Source organism: Serratia sp. LSHTC3 (assembly GCF_057197125.1).
This window is the reverse complement of sequence record NZ_JBXUNP010000006.1, coordinates 21,494-41,279: the sequence shown is the minus strand read 5'-3', so window position 1 is coordinate 41,279 and position 19,786 is coordinate 21,494. Positions and strand designations below refer to the sequence as shown.

The 19,786-nt window shown below is 58.8% G+C and carries 19 protein-coding genes; 3 read left to right on the top strand and 16 right to left on the bottom strand.

Annotated features, from left to right (window positions below; translation table 11 throughout):
• The first annotated feature begins 56 nt into the window (after positions 1-56).
• Positions 57-1,109, top strand: coding sequence for an alpha/beta hydrolase (locus AC2CGI_RS20105; protein WP_015376141.1), 1,053 nt, complete (start codon positions 57-59; stop codon positions 1,107-1,109).
• Positions 1,110-1,144: 35 nt separating this feature from the next.
• Here the strand turns inward: AC2CGI_RS20105 and AC2CGI_RS20100 are convergent, their stop codons facing one another.
• Entirely contained in the window at positions 1,145-2,482 is a 1,338-nt protein-coding gene (locus AC2CGI_RS20100) for an NCS2 family permease (protein WP_004933851.1), read from the bottom strand.
• A 232-nt stretch (positions 2,483-2,714) separates the two neighbouring features.
• Here AC2CGI_RS20100 and AC2CGI_RS20095 point away from each other — a divergent pair, with 232 nt between their 5' ends.
• Positions 2,715-3,119 (top strand): NUDIX hydrolase, encoded by a 405-nt coding sequence (locus AC2CGI_RS20095; RefSeq protein ID WP_015376140.1) that lies wholly within the window; start codon positions 2,715-2,717, stop codon positions 3,117-3,119.
• 46 nt (positions 3,120-3,165) lie between these two features.
• Positions 3,166-3,834 (top strand): 6-phosphogluconate phosphatase, encoded by a 669-nt coding sequence (yieH, locus tag AC2CGI_RS20090; protein ID WP_015376139.1) that lies wholly within the window; start codon positions 3,166-3,168, stop codon positions 3,832-3,834.
• Here yieH and AC2CGI_RS20085 read toward each other — a convergent pair.
• From AC2CGI_RS20085 to atpH, 15 genes are all read right to left on the bottom strand, one after another.
• Complete coding sequence (locus AC2CGI_RS20085; RefSeq protein ID WP_015376138.1) at positions 3,831-4,571, bottom strand: amino acid ABC transporter permease; 741 nt, start codon at positions 4,569-4,571, stop codon at positions 3,831-3,833. The genes yieH and AC2CGI_RS20085 overlap by 4 nt on opposite strands.
• Position 4,572: 1 nt before the next feature.
• Complete coding sequence (locus tag AC2CGI_RS20080) at positions 4,573-5,286, bottom strand: amino acid ABC transporter permease (RefSeq protein ID WP_015376137.1); 714 nt, start codon at positions 5,284-5,286, stop codon at positions 4,573-4,575.
• Between the two features lie 81 nt (positions 5,287-5,367).
• Positions 5,368-6,207, bottom strand: a complete 840-nt coding sequence (locus AC2CGI_RS20075) for an ABC transporter substrate-binding protein (RefSeq protein WP_015376136.1) — start codon at positions 6,205-6,207, stop codon at positions 5,368-5,370.
• Positions 6,208-6,375: 168 nt separating this feature from the next.
• Positions 6,376-7,110 (bottom strand): phosphate signaling complex protein PhoU, encoded by a 735-nt coding sequence (gene phoU, locus AC2CGI_RS20070; RefSeq protein ID WP_004933833.1) that lies wholly within the window; start codon positions 7,108-7,110, stop codon positions 6,376-6,378.
• A gap of 11 nt (positions 7,111-7,121) precedes the next feature.
• On the bottom strand, positions 7,122-7,892 hold the full coding sequence (gene pstB / locus AC2CGI_RS20065) for a phosphate ABC transporter ATP-binding protein PstB (protein WP_016929614.1): 771 nt from the start codon (positions 7,890-7,892) through the stop codon (positions 7,122-7,124).
• A gap of 54 nt (positions 7,893-7,946) precedes the next feature.
• Positions 7,947-8,837 carry a phosphate ABC transporter permease PstA gene (pstA, locus tag AC2CGI_RS20060; RefSeq protein WP_004933824.1) on the bottom strand — a complete coding sequence of 297 codons (891 nt, stop codon included), beginning with the start codon at positions 8,835-8,837 and terminating at the stop codon, positions 7,947-7,949.
• Position 8,838: 1 nt separating this feature from the next.
• The gene (gene pstC / locus AC2CGI_RS20055) at positions 8,839-9,795 is read right to left on the bottom strand and encodes a phosphate ABC transporter permease PstC (RefSeq protein WP_004933822.1); all 957 of its coding nucleotides are present in this window, start codon (positions 9,793-9,795) and stop codon (positions 8,839-8,841) included.
• Positions 9,796-9,886: 91 nt separating this feature from the next.
• On the bottom strand, positions 9,887-10,927 hold the full coding sequence (gene pstS, locus AC2CGI_RS20050; RefSeq protein ID WP_004933819.1) for a phosphate ABC transporter substrate-binding protein PstS: 1,041 nt from the start codon (positions 10,925-10,927) through the stop codon (positions 9,887-9,889).
• Between the two features lie 335 nt (positions 10,928-11,262).
• Positions 11,263-13,092, bottom strand: a complete 1,830-nt coding sequence (glmS, locus tag AC2CGI_RS20045) for a glutamine--fructose-6-phosphate transaminase (isomerizing) (RefSeq protein WP_004933817.1) — start codon at positions 13,090-13,092, stop codon at positions 11,263-11,265.
• A gap of 152 nt (positions 13,093-13,244) precedes the next feature.
• Positions 13,245-14,618, bottom strand: a complete 1,374-nt coding sequence (gene glmU / locus AC2CGI_RS20040) for a bifunctional UDP-N-acetylglucosamine diphosphorylase/glucosamine-1-phosphate N-acetyltransferase GlmU (RefSeq protein ID WP_015376135.1) — start codon at positions 14,616-14,618, stop codon at positions 13,245-13,247.
• 290 nt (positions 14,619-14,908) lie between these two features.
• A complete protein-coding gene (locus AC2CGI_RS20035; protein WP_004933814.1) occupies positions 14,909-15,328 on the bottom strand; it encodes a F0F1 ATP synthase subunit epsilon in 420 nt (139 codons plus the stop codon).
• Positions 15,329-15,348: 20 nt separating this feature from the next.
• Entirely contained in the window at positions 15,349-16,731 is a 1,383-nt protein-coding gene (gene atpD, locus AC2CGI_RS20030) for a F0F1 ATP synthase subunit beta (RefSeq protein WP_075685610.1), read from the bottom strand.
• Between the two features lie 32 nt (positions 16,732-16,763).
• The gene (gene atpG / locus AC2CGI_RS20025; RefSeq protein WP_004933811.1) at positions 16,764-17,627 is read right to left on the bottom strand and encodes a F0F1 ATP synthase subunit gamma; all 864 of its coding nucleotides are present in this window, start codon (positions 17,625-17,627) and stop codon (positions 16,764-16,766) included.
• Between the two features lie 59 nt (positions 17,628-17,686).
• Complete coding sequence (gene atpA, locus AC2CGI_RS20020; RefSeq protein ID WP_004933808.1) at positions 17,687-19,228, bottom strand: F0F1 ATP synthase subunit alpha; 1,542 nt, start codon at positions 19,226-19,228, stop codon at positions 17,687-17,689.
• A gap of 12 nt (positions 19,229-19,240) precedes the next feature.
• Positions 19,241-19,774 (bottom strand): F0F1 ATP synthase subunit delta, encoded by a 534-nt coding sequence (gene atpH / locus AC2CGI_RS20015; protein WP_015376133.1) that lies wholly within the window; start codon positions 19,772-19,774, stop codon positions 19,241-19,243.
• Between the last annotated feature and the right edge of the window lie 12 nt (positions 19,775-19,786).

The following is a 19,786-nucleotide window of genomic DNA, read 5'->3' as shown; positions in this document are numbered from 1 at the left end:
GGCGCCGCAACAGGACATGACGTCCGTCAATTTATTGAAATTAAAGCCATAGCATCATGTATTTTTTCATTTTAGCGTTATTTTTCGTTTCCATCACCAGTCCCGCTTTCGCCGCAGACATGCGTTATCCCGCCGGTGAAGAGCCGCTGGAGCTGCCGGCGCACAGCGCGCTCAACGCCCAACTGTCGCGTTCCGCGCAAACCCAGGAAGACAAAAAGCTCGGCGCCATGTCGCTGTACCTGACGCTGATGCGCGAAGACGGCCGCAACGTCTGGGCGCCCTACCAGCTGGCGGTGTCGTCGGCGGAGAAAGGGCAAACCGAACTGGCGGAGCGTTACCTGCAGCTGAGCGCCGACCGCGGCCTGTGGTACTACTACAACCTGCTGGAGGACGACGCCTTCAACAGCATCCAACACTCCGCCACTTACCAATCCATTTTGGCCGTCACCAAAGCGCGCTATCTGCAGCACGCCCGTCAGTATGAAGGCAAAGCCAGCTACGCGGTGCCGGACGGCGAAGCGCCGCCCGCAGGCTGGCCAACGGTGATCTTCCTGCATACCTACGGCAAAGCCGCCGCCATCAGCCCCGAGGAGCGGCTGCTGTTCGGCGAAATGGGCGTGGCCTACATCGAGATCAACGGCACGCAGATGCTGTCGGAAAACAGCTTCCGCTGGTCAAATTACAGCGACGAGAGCACCCAAACCGCCCTGCAGCGCACGGTGCAACAGCTGGCTCCGCAGCTAAAGCTGGATCCCCGGCGGATTTATCTCAGCGCCCGCGGCCAGGGCGCGCTGCATGCCGCTAACCTGCTCGCGAAGTACCCACAGTTTTACGCCGGCGCGCTCCTGATCGCCCCCCACGGCGAGATCAAGCCGGCCCAGCAGTCGCTGGCGGCGAAAAAGAAAATCGTGATGGCGTATTACGATCGGCAGACCTTCAGCGAGCAGGCGCTGGCGTTGCACTTCGCCAATCTGTTCGGGGAGGATAATCAGGTGCAGACGCTGCACTTCGCCCAGGGAGAGGATGCCGCCGGCAGCTGGCAGGCGCGCTTCAGACGGCCGTTGCAGTGGGTGTTGGATCAGGCGCCGGATGCGACGCCGGGCGTCTAGGGATTCAGGGCCGACCGCCGTCGGCCCTTTGGCTGTCAATGGCCGTCGACGAAGACAATCTTAAGCACGAACAGCAGCGCCACCACCACCACGCACGGGCTGATTTCACGCCAGCGGCCGGTGCCCAGCTTCATCACGCAGTAGGAGATAAAGCCGAGCGCGATGCCTTCGGTGATCGAGAAGCTGAACGGCATCATCACCGCGGTGACAAACGCCGGCACCGCTTCGGTCAGATCGTCCCATTTCACCCGCGCCAGGCTGGAGGTCATCAGCACGCCGACGTAGATCAGCGCGCCGGCGGCGGCATACGCCGGCACCATGCCCGCCAGCGGCGACAGGAAGATCACCAGCAGGAACAGCAGGCCGGTGACCACCGCCGTCAAACCGGTGCGGCCGCCGACGGCGACGCCGGATGAGCTTTCGATATAAGCGGTCACGGAAGAGGTGCCCGCCAGCGAACCGGCCACCGAGCTGATGCTGTCAACGTACAGCGCCTGCTTCATGCGTGGGAACTTACCCTGGTTGTCGGTCAGGCCGGCTTTATCGGTGACGCCGATCAGGGTGCCGGAGGAGTCGAACAGGTTCACCAGCATAAACGAGAAGATGACCCCGGCCAGCCCGATGTTCAGCGCGCCGGCCACGTCGACCTGGCCCACCACCGAGGTAATGCTCGGCGGCAGCGAGAACAGACCGCCGTATTTCACGTCGCCCAGCATCCAGCCGATCAGGGTGGTGACCACGATCGACACCAGCACCGCCGCGTGGAAGTTACGCGAAGAGAGCACGGCGATAATGAAGAAGCCGAGCGCCCCCAGCAGCACGTTGTGCGAGGTCAGGCTGCCGATGGTCACCAGGGTGTCCGGGTTGGCCACCACGATGCCGGCGTTTTTCAGCCCCATCATGCCGATGAACAGGCCGATGCCGCTGGTGATGCCGACCCGCAGGCTGACCGGAATGTTGGCGATCATCCAGTAGCGAATGCGGAAAATGGTCAGCAGCAGCAGGCCGACCGCGCCCCAGAAGATGGCGCCCATGCCCACCTGCCAGGAGATGCCCATCGCCCCGACCACCACGAAGGCGAAGAAAGCGTTCAGCCCCATCGCCGGCGCCAACGCCACCGGCAGGTTCGCCAGCAGGCCCATAAAGATGCTGCCGAAGGCGGCGATCAAACAGGTGGTGACAAATACCGCCTGGGTATCCATGCCCGCCGCGCCTAAAATTTGCGGGTTAACGAACACGATATACACCATGGTGAGGAAGGTGGTGATACCGGCAATCGTTTCCGTACGCGCCGTCGTGCCATGTTGCTTGAGTTTAAACACGCGCCCAAGCAAGCCTTGCTCAGCGTCAAGGCCAGATACTGGTTTGGTCATTATCAGAATTCCGAAAATGGGAATGGACAGTCGCCGGCTATCCTATAACAAAAAGTGGGGCTTTTGACGCCGGTCACAGGTTTTTTTCGCCGTCTTTACGGCTAAATGCGTCAACGGCTTGTATTTACAGACATTCATCCCCCGACCGCCCGCTGCGTTGCCGTTTGTCGGCACGGCCGATAAAATGGCCTATCGCCCCTCTTTCCCTATCCGTTAACAAACAGGAATCCGCATGTCTTCGACCTTTATCGATAAGCTGGCGTTGATCGCGCTGAAAGATGACAAAGTGGCGCTGGTGCGCTCACACAACAAGACGCTGTTTTATATGCCAGGCGGAAAGCGCGAAGCGGGTGAAACCGACGAACAGGCGCTGTGCCGCGAAATCGACGAAGAGCTGACCGTCGCGCTGCAGCCGAACTCCATCGCGTTTTACGGCGAGTTCTCCGGCCCGGCAGACGGCAAGCAGGACGGCACCCAGGTGCGCATTCGCTGCTACCAGGCCGGCTTTACCGGGCAGTTGCAGCCGGCCGCCGAAATCGCCGAGCTGAAGTGGTGCGACAGCCGCGATCTGCCGCAGTGCTCACACGTCGCCGCGCTGATTTTGCACGATCTCAAGGCGCGTAACCTGATCAAGTGATCGCTGAGTCGCCTCAGCGGCGTTAACCCGAAGGAACCTGTCCCGCATGAATCAGATTGACTGCATTTTGTTCGACTGCGACGGCACGCTGGTGGACAGCGAAGTGCTGTGCAGCAAAGCCTATGTGCACATGTTCGCCCGCTACGGCATTCATCTGTCGCTGGAAGAGGTGTTCAAGAAATACAAAGGGGTGAAGCTGTACGAGATCATCGATCGGGTCAACGCCGAGCAGGGCACTGACCTGGCAAAAGAGACGCTGGAGCCGCTGTATCGGCAGGAAGTGGCGCGGTTGTTCGACAGCGAGCTGCAGCAGATTGCCGGCGCCCGCGAGCTGCTGGCGCAGGTGACGGTGCCCGTCTGCACCGTCTCCAACGGGCCGGTCAGCAAGATGCAGCACTCACTCGGCCTGACCGGCATGCTGCCTTATTTTGATGACCGGTTGTTCAGCGGCTATGACATTCAGCGCTGGAAGCCGGATCCGGCGATCGTGTTTCACGCCGCCGAACAGATGCGGGTGCCGGTGACGCGCTGCATCCTGGTGGACGACTCGCCCGCCGGCGCGCAGGCCGGCATCAATGCCGGCATCCCGGTCTTTTACTTCTGCGCCGATCCGCATAACCCGCCGATCGATCACCCGCTGGTGACAACGTTTGACGACCTGGCTCAATTGCCCACGCTGTGGCGCGAACGCGGCTGGCGGCTGACGGCCGATTAACTGGCCGGCAACGGCGGCTTGTTGCGCCACCAGCGCCAGGACCGTTTCAGCGCGCGGGTTTGCGCGCCGAAGCGGCGGTTGACCGCATTGGCCAGCAGATCGAGCGCCAGGCAAAACACAAAATAGACCAGCGCCACGAACAGGAACACTTCCATCGGGTAGACCATGCTGCGGTTGTTGACCTGGGTCGCCAGGAAGGTCAGTTCGCCAACGCCGACGATATAAGCCAACGAGGTGTCTTTGATCAGGGAGATCCACTGGTTGATGAACGACGGCACCATCATGCGCAGCGCCTGCGGCAGCACGATCATGCGCAGCGTCTGCCAGCGGGTCAGCCCCAGAGAGAGCCCGGCCTGCCACTGGCCGGGGCCGATCGCGGCGATGCCGGCTTTCACCGCATGGGCCAGATAGGCCGAGGCGATCAGCGCCAGCGCGCACACGACGGTGGTGATTTCCGGGATCTCTACGCCAAACACCATCGGCAGCAGGAAATAGGTCCAGAAGATCAGCATGATGACCGGAATGGCGCGGAAAAAGCCCAACACCGCCGCCAGCAGCCCGGCGGCGATGCCGCGCGACATCGCCAGCGCCACGCCGAGCAGGGTGCCGAGCACCGCCGAGGCGACCCCGGCCATCAGACTGATCGCCAACGTCAGCGCCGCGCCGCCCAGCGGCCCATCCGGCCAGGTGCCCCACAGCAGGTAGCCCAGGTTGTCGTGAATCACGCTGAAATCCATCTCAATGCCCTCCCAGCGGTTTACGCTGTTGTCGCCACATGCCCCAGCCTTCCAGCAGCGCGATGATGGCGATGTACAGTACCGTCGCCACGCCGAACGCCTGGAAGGTGCGCAGGGTTTCGGTTTCGACCTGACGCGAGGCGTAAGAGAGTTCGGCCACGCCGATCGCCATGGTCAGCGACGAGTTCTTGATCACGTTCATGTATTGCCCCAGCAGCGGCGGCAGCGCGATTTTCAGCGCCTGCGGCAACACCACGTAGCGCATCGCCTGCCAGCCGGTCAGCCCCAGCGCCTGAGCGGCATATTTCTGCCCGCCGGCGACGCCGCGAATGCCGGAACGGATCTCTTCGGCGATAAAGGCGGTGGAGTAGAGCGTCAGGCCGAAGAAACCGGCGAGAAACTCGAACGACGGCCACTCAAGCGGGCCGATCTGATGGGCGCTGTTCAGCCACTGCATGGCGGCGGACGGCAAGATCTGCCCGGCGGCGAAGTACCAGAAGAACAGCTGCACCAGCAGCGGCGTATTGCGAAACAGCGAGCTGTAGCCCATCGCCAGCCAGCGCAATGGCCGCAGGCTGCTGTCGCGCATCGCCGCCAGCACGAAGCCCAGCAGCGTGGCCGCCAGGCCCGCGCAGGCGGAAAGCCACAGCGTCAGCAGAAAGCCGTGCCACAGCCAGCTCAGGTATTGCGGCGCCAGCAGCCAGTCCAGATTCATGTTCAATCCTTGTCTTGCAGAATGCATCAGGGGCGCAGCAAGCTGCGCCCCTCCGTACCGATCTCACCGCGCGCGGTTAAATCAGGCTTTCGGTTGCTGATCCAAAGGCGCGATTTTGAAATCGCCGCGCGGCTGGGCGGATTGGGTTTCCGGCCCGAACCAGCGATCGTAAATCTTAACCGCTTCACCGTCTTTTTCCAGCTTGATCAGCGTCTCGTTCACCGCGGCGGTCAGGCGATCTTCGCCCTTGGGAATGCCGACACCCTGATACTCTTTGGTCAGGCTGAACGGCGAAATTTCAAACTCCGCCTTTTGCGCTGCCGGCAGGTTGCCGAGCAGGCCGACCAGCTTGGCGTCGTCCTGAGTGATCGCCTGCACGTTGCCGTTACGCAGCGCCACGAACGCCAGCGGGGTATCATCGTAGGAGATCACTTTCGCCGTCGGGAAACGCTCGCGCAGGGTGATTTCCTGCACCGTGCCCTTATCCGCGCCGATGCGCAGCTTCTTGATGTCCTCCGGCGTTTTCAATACGCCTTTGCGGGCGATGAATTTCTGGCCGGTGGCGAAATACGGCACGCTGAAGTTCACTTCCTTGGCGCGCTCGTCGGTAATGGTGAAGTTGGCGGCAATCAGGTCAACCTTCTTCGACACCAGCAGCGGAATGCGGTTGGCCGGGTTGGTGGCGCGCAGCTCCACTTTCACCCCCAGCGCTTTGCCGATCGCGTCGGCGACATCCACATCGTAGCCCACCAGCTTCTTGCTCTGCGGATCGATGTAACCGAACGGCGGATTGCTGTCGAACACCGCGATGCGCACCACGCCGGCTTGCTTGATATCGTCAAGTTTGTCCGCGTGCGCGGCGCCGGCGGCGAAACCGGTCAGACTGGCTAACAACGTTAAGGCCAAAGCGCGATGTTTCATAGAAAGCTCCTAAGTGGTTGATGTCCTGCTGGCGGATAAGCTAGCAAGCGCCACATAGGTCAGGAAATAATATAAAAAGCTATATTTATAACCTTTTTATCTTTACGCGCTTAAGATGGAATAAAGGCGCGGGAAACCGCGCCTTGGAAGGATATTACCCGGAAAGGGTTAGTCGTCTTTTTCGTCTTTACCGCCCGGAGACAGCAGCTTTTCCAGGGCGTCGCCGCCCAAATGACGGAAATCCTGTCCTTTGACGAAATAGAAGATAAATTCGCAGATATTCTGGCAGCGATCGCCGATACGCTCGATAGAACGGGCGCAGAACAGCGCGGTCAGCACGCTCGGAATGGTGCGCGAATCTTCCATCATGTAGGTCATCAGCTGACGCACGATGCCTTCATATTCCTGGTCGACCTTTTTATCTTCCCGGTAAATACGGATCGCCTCGTCCAGATCCATGCGCGCGAACGCGTCCAGCACGTCGTGCAGCATCTGCACGGTGTGGCGCCCCAGCGACTCCAGGCTGACCAGCAGCGGCTGGTGCTGGTGCGAGAACTTCTCCAGCGCGGTGCGGCAGATCTTGTCCGCCACGTCGCCGATGCGTTCCAGTTCGGAAATGGTTTTGATGATCGCCATCACCAGACGCAGATCGCTGGCGGTCGGCTGGCGCTTGGCGATAATGCGCACGCAGGCTTCGTCGATCGCCACTTCCATCATGTTGACCTTGGCGTCGCCTTCGATCACGCGCTTGGCCAGCTCGCCATCCTGATTGTGCATCGCGGTGATGGCATCGGTCAGCTGCTGCTCCACCAGCCCGCCCATGGTCAGCACCTGGGTGCGGATATGCTCGAGCTCTGCGTTGAACTGGCCGGAAATGTGTTTGTTTAAATTCAGGTTATCCATGATGCTTCCTATCAACCATAACGGCCAGTGATGTAGTCTTCAGTCTGCTTTTTCTGCGGCGCAGTGAACAGGTTATCAGTATCACTGAACTCGATCAGCTCGCCCAGATACATAAATGCGGTAGAGTCGGAGCAGCGCGCCGCCTGCTGCATGTTGTGCGTCACAATCACCACGGTGTAATCGGCCTTCAGTTCGCTGATCAGCTCTTCAATCTTGCCGGTGGAGATCGGATCCAGCGCCGAGCAAGGCTCATCCAGCAACAGCACTTCCGGACGAATGGCGATGCCGCGGGCGATGCACAGACGCTGCTGCTGGCCGCCGGAGAGGCTGTAGCCGCTCTGGTGCAGCTTGTCCTTGGTTTCGTTCCACAGCGCCGCCTTGGTCAGCGCCCACTGCACGCGCTCGTCCATATCGGCGCGCGACAGCTTTTCAAACAGGCGAACGCCGAAGGCGATGTTGTCGTAAATCGACATCGGGAACGGCGTCGGCTTTTGGAACACCATGCCGACCTTGGCGCGCAGCAGCGCGATATCCGAGTTGTCGGTCAGGATGTTCTGGCCGTCCAGCAGGATGCCGCCTTCCGCACGCTGTTCCGGGTACAGCTGGTACATCTTGTTGAAGGTGCGCAGCAGGGTGGATTTGCCGCAGCCGGAGGGGCCGATAAACGCGGTGACCTTGTTCTTGGCGATATCCAGCGTGATGTTCTTCAGCGCATGGAATTTGCCGTAGTAGAAGTTCAGATCGCGTACCTGAATTTTGCTGCTGGAAGCGTCAGTAACCATACTCATCAAGACTTCTCTCTTTTCATCAGCGCCGCCAAAGCGGCGCTCAAAATTTTATGAATGCTTTTTCTTGGCGAAAATTACGCGCGCCAGGATATTCAGTAACAGTACGCACAGGGTGATCAACAGCACCCCGGCCCAGGCCAGCTGCTGCCATTCGGCGAACGGGCTCATGGCGAATTTGAAGATGGTCACCGGCAGGTTGGCGATCGGCTGCATCAGGTCGGTGCTCCAGAACTGGTTCGACAGCGAGGTGAACAGCAGCGGCGCCGTTTCCCCCGCGATACGCGCAATCGCCAGCAGCACGCCGGTGATGATGCCGGACACCGACGCCTTCAGCGTGATAGCGGAAATCATGCGCCATTTCGGCGTGCCCAGCGCATAAGCGGCCTCGCGCAGCGTATCCGGCACCAGCTTCAGCATGTTCTCGGTGGTGCGAATGACGATCGGCACCTGCAGCAGCGCCAGCGCCACGATGCCGGCCCAACCGGAGAAGTGTTCCATCTTCGCCACCACGATGGTGTAAACGAACAGGCCCACCACGATCGACGGTGCGGAGAGCAGAATGTCGTTGATAAAGCGGATCACTTCCGCCAGCCAGGATTTACGGCCGTATTCCGCCAGGTAGATGCCGGCCATGATGCCCAGCGGCGTACCGAAGAGGGTCGCCCACAGGATCAACAGACCGCTGCCGGCGATGGCGTTGGCCAGGCCGCCGCCCGCGGTATTCGGCGGCGGGGTCATCTCGGTGAACAGCGCCAGCGACATGCCGTCGAAGCCTTTGGTGACGGTGGCGATCAGGATCCAGATCAGCCAGAACAGCCCGAACGCCATGGTCGCCATCGACAGGAACAGCGCGAGGCGGTTTTTCTGCCGGCGCCAGGCCTGCATTTTGCGGCGGCTTTCCGCCAGAACGACTGCGTTTTGCATATCCATCGTCGCCATGTTAACGCCCCTCATTCTTGGCCAGACGCATGATCATCAGTTTCGACAGCGCCAGCACGATAAAGGTGATAACAAACAGAATCAGGCCCAGCTCCATCAACGCGGCGGTGTGCACGCCGGACTCGGCTTCAGCGAATTCGTTGGCCAGCGCCGAGGTGATGCTGTTGCCCGGCATGTACAGCGAAGCGCTGTCGAGCTGGTAGGTGTTGCCGATGATAAAGGTCACCGCCATGGTTTCCCCCAGCGCGCGGCCCAGGCCCAACATCACGCCGCCGATGACGCCGTTTTTGGTGAACGGCAGCACGATGCGCCAGATGACCTCCCAGGTGGTGCAGCCGATACCGTAGGCCGACTCTTTCATCATTACCGGGGTCTGTTCGAACACGTCGCGCATCACCGCAGCAATGTAAGGAATGATCATGATCGCCAGGATCACCCCGGCGGCCAGGATGCCGATGCCGAAGGCCGGGCCGGAGAACAGCTCGCCGACGATTGGAATGCCCGACAGTACTTCGCCCACCGGCGTCTGGAAGTATTCGGCGAACAGCGGGGCGAACACGAACAGGCCCCACATGCCGTAGACGATGCTCGGAATGGCCGCCAGCAGCTCAATGGCGATGCCCAGCGGCCGCTTCAACCAGTTCGGCGCCAGTTCGGTCAGGAACAGCGCGATGCCGAAGCTCACCGGCACGGCGATGATCAGCGCGATAAGCGAGGTGACCACGGTGCCGTAGATCGGCACCAGCGCGCCGAACTGCTCCGCCGGCGCGTCCCACTCTTTGGTCCACAGGAACGCAAAGCCGAATTTCTGCATGCTTGGCCAGGAGGCGAAGATCAGCGAAACGATGATGCCACCCAGCAACAATAGGGTAATCAGCGCAGCCAGTCTCACCAGCGCGCTGAAAATGATGTCACCGTTTTTGCCCGGTGCTTTGATGGTCGGCTTGTACTCAGCCATAGATTACTCTCTGTTTGAACCCTGGCAGCCCCAATCGGGATCGGAGCCTGAAGAACTGTGTGGGGCGCGGCGAACCCGCGCCCCTGCGTTGTTAGTACAGCGCTTTACCTGAACTGTCTTTTACGTTGGTTTTCCAGGCCGCACGCACCTGCTCAACCACTTCTGCCGGCAGGGTGGCGTAATCCAGCTCGTTAGCTTGTTTTGCACCGGTTTTATACGCCCAGTCGAAGAACTTCAGCACTTCGGCGCCCTGAGCAGGGTTTTTCTGCTCTTTGTGCACCAGGATGAAGGTGGTGGAGGTGATTGGCCACACGTTGTCGCCTTTCTGGTCAGTCAGATCCTGAGCGAAAGTTTTGCTCCAATCCGCGCCTTTGGCGGCGTTGCTGAAGCTCTCTTCGGTCGGGCTGACCGGTTTGCCGTCGGCGGACACCAGCTTGGTGTAAGCCAGGTTGTTCTGCTTGGCGTAAGCGTATTCTACGTAGCCGATAGAGCCTGGCAGGCGCTGAACGAAGGCGGCGATGCCGTCGTTGCCTTTACCGCCCAGACCGGTCGGCCAGTTAACGGTAGAACCGGCGCCAATCTTTTCTTTCCACTGCGCATTGGCCTTGGACAGGTAGCTGGTGAACACGAACGAGGTGCCGGAACCGTCGGCGCGGCGCACTACGGCGATGTTCTGGTCAGGCAGTTTCACGCCTGGGTTCAGCTTGGTGATAGCCGGATCGTTCCACTTTTTGACGTTGCCCAGGTAGATATCGCCCAGGGTTTTGCCGTCCAGCGTCAGTTCGCCGGATTTGATGCCCGGGATATTCACCGCCAGCACCACGCCGCCAATCACGGTCGGGAACTGGAACAGGCCGTCGGCCGCCAGCTTGTCGTCAGACAGCGGGGCGTCGGAGGCACCAAAGTCAACGGTGTTGGCCACGATTTGCTTCACGCCGCCAGAGGAGCCGATGCCCTGATAGTTAACTTTGTTGCCGGTTTCTTTCTGATAAGAATCTGCCCACTTGGCGTAAACCGGAGCGGGGAATGTCGCACCTGCACCGGTCAGGCTGGCAGCAGCGAACGCGGACACGGCGGTCAGGGAGAAGGTCGCTGCCACAATACTGGCGACGGTGGTACGCATCAGTTTCATAATCCCTCCTAATGGGATACTTAAAATCGACTTCGAGTCGTTTTAATCAGAGTAAGTATTGCTGCAGGAGGGAAAATAGGACAGTTTGGTGACAGAAAAATGTACGCAATATGACAGTTATATTACAGCGTATTTGATAGGTATTTGTTTTTATGTAAATCAGAAGGTTAGCCGTGAAACAGCACATTTCCCAAGCAATAAAAAACCGGCTTGGCGCGGCCTATCCGCTTGAATATGACAACGTTTATCACCGAAACGGCAGCGCTGTCATCTTTAAGGTCACTCATGAAAAAAGCCGGCGCTAAGGCCGGCTTTTGCAGTTTACCTGTAACAAATTACTCTACGGTGACAGACTTCGCCAGGTTGCGCGGCTGGTCAACGTCGGTGCCCTTGATCAGCGCCACGTGGTAAGACAGCAGCTGCAACGGCACGGTGTAGAAGATCGGCGCGACGATTTCCTCGACGTGCGGCAGAGGAATGAGGGTCATGCCTTCGCTGCTGACGAAGCCGGCGTCCTGATCGGCGAACACGTACAGCTGGCCGCCGCGCGCGCGCACTTCTTCAATGTTGGACTTCAGCTTTTCCAGCAGTTCGTTGTTTGGCGCCACCACGATCACCGGCATATCGGCGTCGATCAGCGCCAGCGGGCCGTGTTTCAACTCGCCCGCCGCATAAGCTTCAGCGTGAATATAGGAGATCTCTTTCAGCTTCAGCGCCCCTTCCATGGCGATCGGATACTGATCGCCGCGGCCGAGGAACAGCGCATGGTGCTTGTCGGAGAAGCCTTCCGCCAGCGCTTCGATCTCTTTATCCATCGACAGCATCTGCTCGATACGCGCCGGCAGCGCCTGCAGACCATGCACGATCTCGTGCTCCACGCTTTCCGCCATGCCTTTCAGACGGCCCAGGCGCGCCACCAGCATCAACAGCACGGTGAGCTGCGTGGTGAAGGCTTTGGTCGAGGCTACGCCGATTTCCGTACCCGCTTTGGTCATCAGCGCCAGATCGGATTCGCGCACCAGCGAAGAGCCGGCAACGTTACAAACGGCCAGCGAACCGAGATAACCCAGCTCTTTGGACAGGCGCAGCGCCGCCAGGGTGTCGGCGGTTTCGCCGGACTGTGACAGAGTGATGATCAGGCTGCCCGGACGCACCGCCGATTTGCGGTAACGGAATTCGGACGCGATCTCGACATCGCACGGCACGCCAGCCAGCGCTTCGAACCAGTAACGCGCCACCATACCGGAGTGGTAAGAAGTCCCACAGGCGATAATCTGCACGTGCTGCACCTTGGCGAGCAACTCGTCGGCGTGCGGCCCCAGCTCACTCAGGTTGATTTGACCATGACTGAAACGCCCTTCCAGGGTGTTTTTCAGCGCCAGCGGCTGTTCGTAAATCTCTTTTTGCATGTAGTGGCGATAAGCGCCCTTGTCGCCGGCGTCATACTGCACCTGGGATTCGATCTCAGGACGCTCGATGGCGTTGCCCTGTTTGTCGAAGATGTTGACGGTGCGGCGAGTCACTTCCACCACGTCGCCCTCTTCCAGGAAGATGAAGCGGCGGGTGACCGGCAGCAGCGCCAGCTGATCGGAAGCGATGAAGTTTTCCCCGACGCCGCGGCCGATAACCAGCGGGCTGCCGGAACGCGCCGCGACCAGCACGCTCGGATCGCGGCTGTCCATCACCACGGTGCCATAAGCGCCGCGCAGCTGCGGGATCACGCGCTGAACCACTTCCAGCAGCGTACCGCCTTGCAGTTGTTCCCAGTGCACCAGGTGCGCAATCACTTCGGTGTCGGTTTCAGAGCTGAAACGGTAACCGCGTTCAATCAGCAGTTCGCGCAGCGGCTCGTGGTTTTCGATGATGCCGTTATGCACCACGGTAATGTAGTCGGAAACATGCGGGTGCGCGTTCGCTTCGGTCGGTTCACCGTGCGTAGCCCAACGGGTGTGAGCGATGCCGGTACCGCCGTGCAGATCGGTTTGTTCCGCCGCTTCGGCCAGCTTTTGTACCTTGCCAACGCGACGCAGGCGACTGACGTTGCCTTTTTCATCGACCACCGCCAGACCAGCGGAGTCATAACCGCGATACTCGAGACGACGTAAACCTTCCAACAGGATTTCTGCGATATCACGTTGCGCTACTGCGCCTACAATTCCACACATCAGTTATATTCCTAATGAACGCCCTTCATGGGCGCTTTCGATGCCTTGACCTGATTTTTGCCGGTTTTTACCGTGCGTCCCCCCGAGCCTGTAGATGGTGGGGGTTATTATGTTTTGTATTGGGCTCTGAACGGAGCCCAACGCAAAACACACTATGGCTTCTTCTTCACCGGACGTTGCCAACCCTGAATGTGCACCTGCTTGACGCGGCTCAGCACCAGTTCGTTCTCGGCGATATCGCGCGTCACCGTGGTGCCGGCGGCGATGGTGGATCCTTTGCCGACCGACACCGGCGCCACCAGCTGAGTATCGGAACCGACGAACACGCCATCGCCGATCAGCGTTTTGTGCTTGTTGGCGCCATCGTAGTTACAGGTGATGGTGCCGGCGCCGATATTCACGTCATCACCGATTTCGGCATCGCCCAGGTAGCTGAGGTGGCCGGCCTTGGAGCCTTTGCCCAGACGCGCCTTTTTCATTTCCACGAAGTTGCCGACGTGAGCCCCTGCCGCCAGCTCCGCGCCTGGGCGCAGGCGGGCGAACGGCCCCACCGTGCAGTCTGCTTCCAGCACGCTGTCTTCCAGCACGCTGTAAGGGCTGATCTCGCAGTTATCGCCAATCACGCAGTTTTTCAGCACGCAGCCGGCGCCGACTTTCACCCGGTCGCCCAGCTTGACGTGACCTTCGATAATCACATTCGCATCAATAGTGATGTCACGGCCGTGAACAAGTTCCCCGCGCAGATCGAAACGCGCCGGATCCAACAACATCACGCCGGCCAACAGCAGCTTTTCAGACTGTTCCGACTGGAATACGCGCTCCAGAGTCGCCAGCTGCAGACGGTTGTTCACGCCTTCCACTTCACTTAAACGCGACGGGTGCACGGCTTCGATTTTCTTGCCGTCGGCATGGGCCAACGCAATGATATCGGTGATGTAAAACTCGCCCTGTGCGTTGTCGTTATTCAACATTCCCAGCCAGCGCTTCAGATCGCGCCCGTTCGCCACCAGGATGCCGGTATTGATCTCGTTGATCTGGCGCTGTGCCTCACTGGCGTCCTTGTGTTCGACGATGCCCACCACGTTGCCCTGCTCACGCACGATGCGGCCGTAACCGCTCGGATCGTCCAGCTTGACCGTCAGCAGGCCGATGCCGCCCTGCGGCTTGGCCGCCAGCAGGCGTTGCAGCGTATCCACGGAGATTAACGGCACATCGCCGTACAGCATCAGCACGTCTTCATCGTCGGCAAAGTGCGGCGCGGCCTGCTGCATCGCATGGCCGGTACCCAGTTGCTCGGCCTGCAGCACCCAGTTCAGCGCGCCTTCGGTCAACGTGCTTTTCAACAGATCGCCGCCGTGGCCGTATACCAGATGAACCTGTTGCGCGCCCAGTTTCATCGCGGCATCAATGACGTGTTGCACCATCGGCTTGCCGGCCAACGGATGTAAAACCTTGGGAAGATCGGAATACATGCGTGTTCCCTTGCCCGCGGCGAGGATGACCACGCTCATTGCGCTGTTCGACATAAGCAACCTGATAACTCCATTTTGATAGACGAAAGTAAAACCGTTTAGCGACGATATTACTACATATTTCTCTGCACGAACCCGGCGCAGGCCGCGTGGGCCTTGGTCTGCCGCTATCACGGCTAATTCGGCGTCGGGACGAAAAAACTGTCGGCGATCGGCGACGTTTATTTCCCGATATCAGCGGTTATACACCACACCGCCCGCCGGGCTGAAATGCTTATTTTAAAGTAAAAAAAAAGCGACCCTATAGGCCGCTTTCTTAAAGTTGGGTGCCGGGCACCCAAACATTACATCGCTTTTCTGGTGAGCTCGATAACGCGCAGTTTTGCGATCGCTTTCGCCAGTTCAGCGGATGCCTGAGCATAGTCGACATCGCCATGAGAGCTGCGAATGTGTTCTTCAGCTTTACGCTTAGCTTCCAACGCTCTCGCTTCGTCGAGGTCAGTACCACGGATAGCAGTGTCCGCCAGCACGGTAACCACGCTCGGCTGCACCTCGAGGATGCCGCCGGACAGGTAGATGAACTCTTCTTCACCGTGCTGCTTAACAATACGCACCATGCCAGGCTTGATGGCAGTCAGCAGCGGCGCATGGCCAGGGAAGATCCCCAGTTCACCTTCGCTGCCTGTCACCTGGATCTTCTGCACCAGGCCGGAAAACATCTGTTTTTCCGCGCTGACTACATCCAGATGGTAAGTCATAGCCATATCACCCTCCTCTCAAGGCGTTACAGTTTCTTGGCTTTTTCCACTGCTTCTTCAATGGTGCCAACCATGTAGAACGCCTGCTCCGGCAGGTGGTCATAGTCGCCGTCCATAATGCCTTTGAAACCACGGATGGTGTCTTTCAGCGATACGAACTTGCCCGGAGAACCGGTGAAGACTTCTGCCACGAAGAACGGCTGAGACAGGAAGCGTTGGATCTTACGCGCACGGGATACGACCAGTTTGTCTTCTTCAGACAGCTCGTCCATACCCAGGATCGCGATGATATCTTTCAGTTCCTGGTAACGTTGCAGAATGGACTGCACGCCACGCGCTACGTCGTAGTGCTCCTGGCCAACAACCAGCGGATCCAGCTGACGGCTGGTGGAATCCAGCGGGTCAACGGCCGGGTAGATACCCAGAGAAGCGATGTTACGGCTCAGTACCACGGTTGCGTCCAAGTGCGCAAAGGTGGTGGCTGGAGACGGGTCAGTCAAGTCATCCGCAGGAACGTAAACGGCCTGTACGGAAGTGATGGAACCGGTCTTGGTCGAGGTGATACGTTCTTGCAGAACGCCCATCTCTTCCGCCAGCGTTGGCTGATAACCTACCGCGGATGGCATACGGCCCAGAAGTGCGGACACTTCGGTACCGGCCAGGGTGTAACGGTAGATGTTGTCAACGAACAGCAGAACGTCACGGCCTTCGTCACGGAATTTCTCCGCCATGGTCAGACCGGTCAGCGCAACGCGCAGACGGTTACCTGGTGGCTCGTTCATCTGGCCGTAAACCAGAGATACTTTGTCCAGAACGTTGGAGTCGGTCATTTCGTGGTAGAAGTCGTTACCCTCACGAGTACGCTCGCCCACGCCCGCGAACACGGAATAACCGGAGTGCTCGATCGCGATGTTACGGATCAGCTCCATCATGTTTACGGTTTTACCTACGCCCGCACCGCCGAACAGACCGACTTTACCGCCCTTGGCGAATGGACAAATCAGGTCCATTACCTTGATACCGGTTTCCAGCAGTTCCTGGGAGCTGGACAGCTCTTCGTAGCTTGGCGCCGCGCGGTGAATCGCCCAACGCTCTTCTTCGCCGATGTCGCCTTTCATGTCGATCGGTTGACCCAATACGTTCATGATACGGCCCAGGGTAGCTTTACCCACCGGCACTTCAATCGGGTGGTTCAGGTTGTTCACTTTCAGACCGCGACGCAGACCGTCGGAGGTCCCCATTGCGATACAGCGAACCACGCCACCGCCCAGCTGTTGCTGAACTTCCAACACCAGTTTTTCGGTGCCGTTTTCTACCTCAAGGGCGTCGTACACTTTCGGTACGGCATCCTGAGGGAACTCGACGTCCACCACGGCGCCGATTACCTGGATAATCTTTCCAGTAGCCATCTTGAATCCTCTACGTAATTCGTAAACCTAGCTTAAACCGCGGAGGCTCCCGAAACGATCTCGGTGAGTTCCTGAGTGATGCTGGCCTGACGCGCCTTGTTGTATACCAACTGCAGCTCTTTGATCAGGCTACCGCCGTTATCGGTTGCGGCTTTCATCGCGACCATTCGTGCGGCCTGCTCGCTGGCCAGGTTTTCCACGACGCCCTGATAAACCTGCGACTCCACATAGCGGCGCAGCAAGGTATCAAGCAGCACTTTTGGATCCGGTTCATACAGGTAATCCCAAGGCGTTTTCTTCAGCTCTTCGTCATCGGCTGGCGGTAACGGCAGCAGCTGAAGCACCTGCGGCTCTTGGGACATCGTATTAACAAATTTGTTGCTGACAATGTACAGCTTGTCCAAACGACCTTCGTCGTAGGCCTGCAGCATCACTTTCACCGGCCCGATCAGATCCGACAGGGAAGGTTTATCCCCCATGCCGGTCACCTGGGCAACCACGTTGCCGCCCACGGAACCAAAGAAAGAGGCCGCTTTAGAGCCAATCAGCGCCAAATCGGTTTCGACGCCTTTTTCGGACCAGGCTTTCATCTCCGCCAGCAGCTTTTTGAACAGGTTGATGTTCAAGCCGCCGCAGAGACCACGGTCAGTAGACACCACCAGATACCCAACGCGCTTAACGTCACGCTCATCCAGGTACGGGTGCTTGTACTCCAGATTCCCTAACGCAAGGTGACCAATCACTTTGCGCATGGTCTCTGCATAAGGACGGCTGGCCGCCATGCGATCCTGCGATTTACGCATTTTGGAGGCGGCGACCATTTCCATCGCTTTAGTGATCTTTTGCGTGTTTTGCACGCTAGCGATCTTACTACGTATCTCTTTTGCGCCGGCCATCTCTGCTTCTCCTCAGTGCCAGACGGCCTGCTGTCTTTCAACAGCAGGACCGTTCGGCGTTACCAGGACTGGGTTTTCTTGAAGGTCTCGAGGATGTCTTTCAACTTGCCCTCGATCTCATCATTGAAGTTGCCAGTTTGGTTGATGTGGTTCAGCAGTTCGGCGTGCTCGCGGTCCGCATAGGCGACCAGCGCGGCTTCGAAGCTCACCACTTTGGCGACTTCGACGTCGTTCAGGTAACCGCGTTCTGCGGCAAACAGCACCAGAGACTGTTGTGCAACCGACATCGGCGCATACTGTTTCTGTTTCAGCAGCTCGGTCACTTTCTGACCGTGGCTCAGCTGTTTGCGGGTCGCGTCGTCCAGATCGGAGGCGAACTGGGAGAACGCAGCCAGTTCACGATACTGCGCCAGCGCGGTACGGATACCGCCGGACAGTTTCTTCATGATCTTGGTCTGCGCGGCGCCACCAACACGGGATACGGAGATACCCGGGTTAACTGCCGGACGAATACCGGAGTTGAACAGGTTGGATTCCAGGAAGATCTGACCATCGGTAATCGAGATTACGTTGGTCGGAACGAACGCGGAAACGTCACCCGCCTGGGTTTCAATGATCGGCAGAGCGGTCAGTGAACCGGTTTGGCCTTTAACTTCACCTTTGGTGAAGGCTTCAACGTATTCGGCGTTGACGCGCGCTGCGCGCTCCAGCAAGCGGGAGTGCAGGTAGAATACGTCGCCTGGGTAAGCTTCACGACCTGGCGGACGACGAAGCAGCAGGGAAATCTGGCGGTAAGCAACGGCCTGTTTGGACAGGTCATCGTACACGATCAGCGCATCTTCACCGCGGTCACGGAAGTATTCGCCCATTGCGCAACCGGCATATGGCGCCAGGTATTGCAGTGCAGCGGATTCGGAAGCGGTCGCCACCACCACGATGGTGTTGGCCAGTGCGCCGTGCTCTTCCAGTTTGCGCACCACGTTAGCGATGGTGGACGCTTTCTGGCCGATAGCCACGTAAACGCATTTGATGCCGGAGTCGCGTTGGTTGATGATCGCATCGATCGCCAGCGCGGTTTTACCGGTCTGACGGTCACCGATCACCAGCTCACGCTGGCCACGGCCAATTGGAATCATGGCGTCAACGGATTTGTAGCCAGTCTGAACCGGCTGATCAACGGACTGACGCTCGATAACGCCTGGCGCGATAGCTTCTACCGGAGAGAAACCGTCGTTCTCAATCGGGCCTTTGCCGTCGATTGGTGCGCCCAGGGTGTTAACTACGCGGCCCAGCAGACCACGACCGACTGGAACTTCCAGGATACGGCCGGTGCATTTCACCTTCATGCCTTCGGCCAGATCCGCGTACGGACCCATGACCACGGCACCAACGGAGTCGCGCTCCAGGTTCAATGCGATTGCGTAACGGTTGCCAGGCAGCGCGATCATTTCGCCCTGCATAACTTCGGCCAGGCCGTGTACGCGGATGATCCCGTCGCTGACGGAAACGATAGTACCTTCATTGTGAGCTTCGCTCACTACATTGAACTGAGCAATGCGCTGCTTGATCAGTTCGCTGATTTCGGTGGAATTCAGTTGCATGCTCCAGTCCCCTTAAGACTGCAAGACGTCTGTCAGGCGTTCAAGACGACCGCGAACGCTGCCATCAATCACCATATCGCCGGCGCGAACAACGATGCCGGCCAGTACAGACTTGTCAATTTTGCAATTCAGCTTAACTTTGCGTGACAGACGTTTTTCCATCGCAGCGGCGATTTTCGCCTGCTGTTCGTCGTTCAGCGCGCTCGCAGAGAGCACTTCGACTTCGACGGTGGATTCCAGCGAGGCGCGCAGTTCGATGAACTGCTGCAGCACGGCAGGAAGAACCAGTAAACGTCCATTTTCGGCCATTACACGGATAAAGTTCTGGCCATGTTCGTCGAGCCGATCGCCACAAACCGCGATGAACGTCTTGGACAGCGTTTCTGGCGCAACCGCGCCAGACAGCAGTTCAGAAATCTGTTCATTGCGAGTGACTTCAGCCGCAAACGCCAGCATGTCCTGCCAGCGCTCTACGCTTTGGTGCTCAACGGCAAAGTCAAAAGCTGCTTTGGCGTAGGGGCGAGCTACAGTTACAAATTCAGACATCAGCCCCTCCCT

Excerpts from the sequence above, each read along its gene's own strand:
- AC2CGI_RS20105 (WP_015376141.1), top strand. The coding sequence starts at position 57 with ATGTATTTTTTCATTTTAGCGTTATTTTTCGTTTCCATCACCAGTCCC.
- AC2CGI_RS20100 (WP_004933851.1), bottom strand. The coding sequence starts at position 2,482 with ATGACCAAACCAGTATCTGGCCTTGACGCTGAGCAAGGCTTGCTTGGG.
- AC2CGI_RS20095 (WP_015376140.1), top strand. The coding sequence starts at position 2,715 with ATGTCTTCGACCTTTATCGATAAGCTGGCGTTGATCGCGCTGAAAGAT.
- yieH (WP_015376139.1), top strand. The coding sequence starts at position 3,166 with ATGAATCAGATTGACTGCATTTTGTTCGACTGCGACGGCACGCTGGTG.
- AC2CGI_RS20085 (WP_015376138.1), bottom strand. The coding sequence starts at position 4,571 with ATGGATTTCAGCGTGATTCACGACAACCTGGGCTACCTGCTGTGGGGC.
- AC2CGI_RS20080 (WP_015376137.1), bottom strand. The coding sequence starts at position 5,286 with ATGAATCTGGACTGGCTGCTGGCGCCGCAATACCTGAGCTGGCTGTGG.
- AC2CGI_RS20075 (WP_015376136.1), bottom strand. The coding sequence starts at position 6,207 with ATGAAACATCGCGCTTTGGCCTTAACGTTGTTAGCCAGTCTGACCGGT.
- phoU (WP_004933833.1), bottom strand. The coding sequence starts at position 7,110 with ATGGATAACCTGAATTTAAACAAACACATTTCCGGCCAGTTCAACGCA.
- pstB (WP_016929614.1), bottom strand. The coding sequence starts at position 7,892 with ATGGTTACTGACGCTTCCAGCAGCAAAATTCAGGTACGCGATCTGAAC.
- pstA (WP_004933824.1), bottom strand. The coding sequence starts at position 8,837 with ATGGCGACGATGGATATGCAAAACGCAGTCGTTCTGGCGGAAAGCCGC.
- pstC (WP_004933822.1), bottom strand. The coding sequence starts at position 9,795 with ATGGCTGAGTACAAGCCGACCATCAAAGCACCGGGCAAAAACGGTGAC.
- pstS (WP_004933819.1), bottom strand. The coding sequence starts at position 10,927 with ATGAAACTGATGCGTACCACCGTCGCCAGTATTGTGGCAGCGACCTTC.
- glmS (WP_004933817.1), bottom strand. The coding sequence starts at position 13,092 with ATGTGTGGAATTGTAGGCGCAGTAGCGCAACGTGATATCGCAGAAATC.
- glmU (WP_015376135.1), bottom strand. The coding sequence starts at position 14,618 with ATGTCGAACAGCGCAATGAGCGTGGTCATCCTCGCCGCGGGCAAGGGA.
- AC2CGI_RS20035 (WP_004933814.1), bottom strand. The coding sequence starts at position 15,328 with ATGGCTATGACTTACCATCTGGATGTAGTCAGCGCGGAAAAACAGATG.
- atpD (WP_075685610.1), bottom strand. The coding sequence starts at position 16,731 with ATGGCTACTGGAAAGATTATCCAGGTAATCGGCGCCGTGGTGGACGTC.
- atpG (WP_004933811.1), bottom strand. The coding sequence starts at position 17,627 with ATGGCCGGCGCAAAAGAGATACGTAGTAAGATCGCTAGCGTGCAAAAC.
- atpA (WP_004933808.1), bottom strand. The coding sequence starts at position 19,228 with ATGCAACTGAATTCCACCGAAATCAGCGAACTGATCAAGCAGCGCATT.
- atpH (WP_015376133.1), bottom strand. The coding sequence starts at position 19,774 with ATGTCTGAATTTGTAACTGTAGCTCGCCCCTACGCCAAAGCAGCTTTT.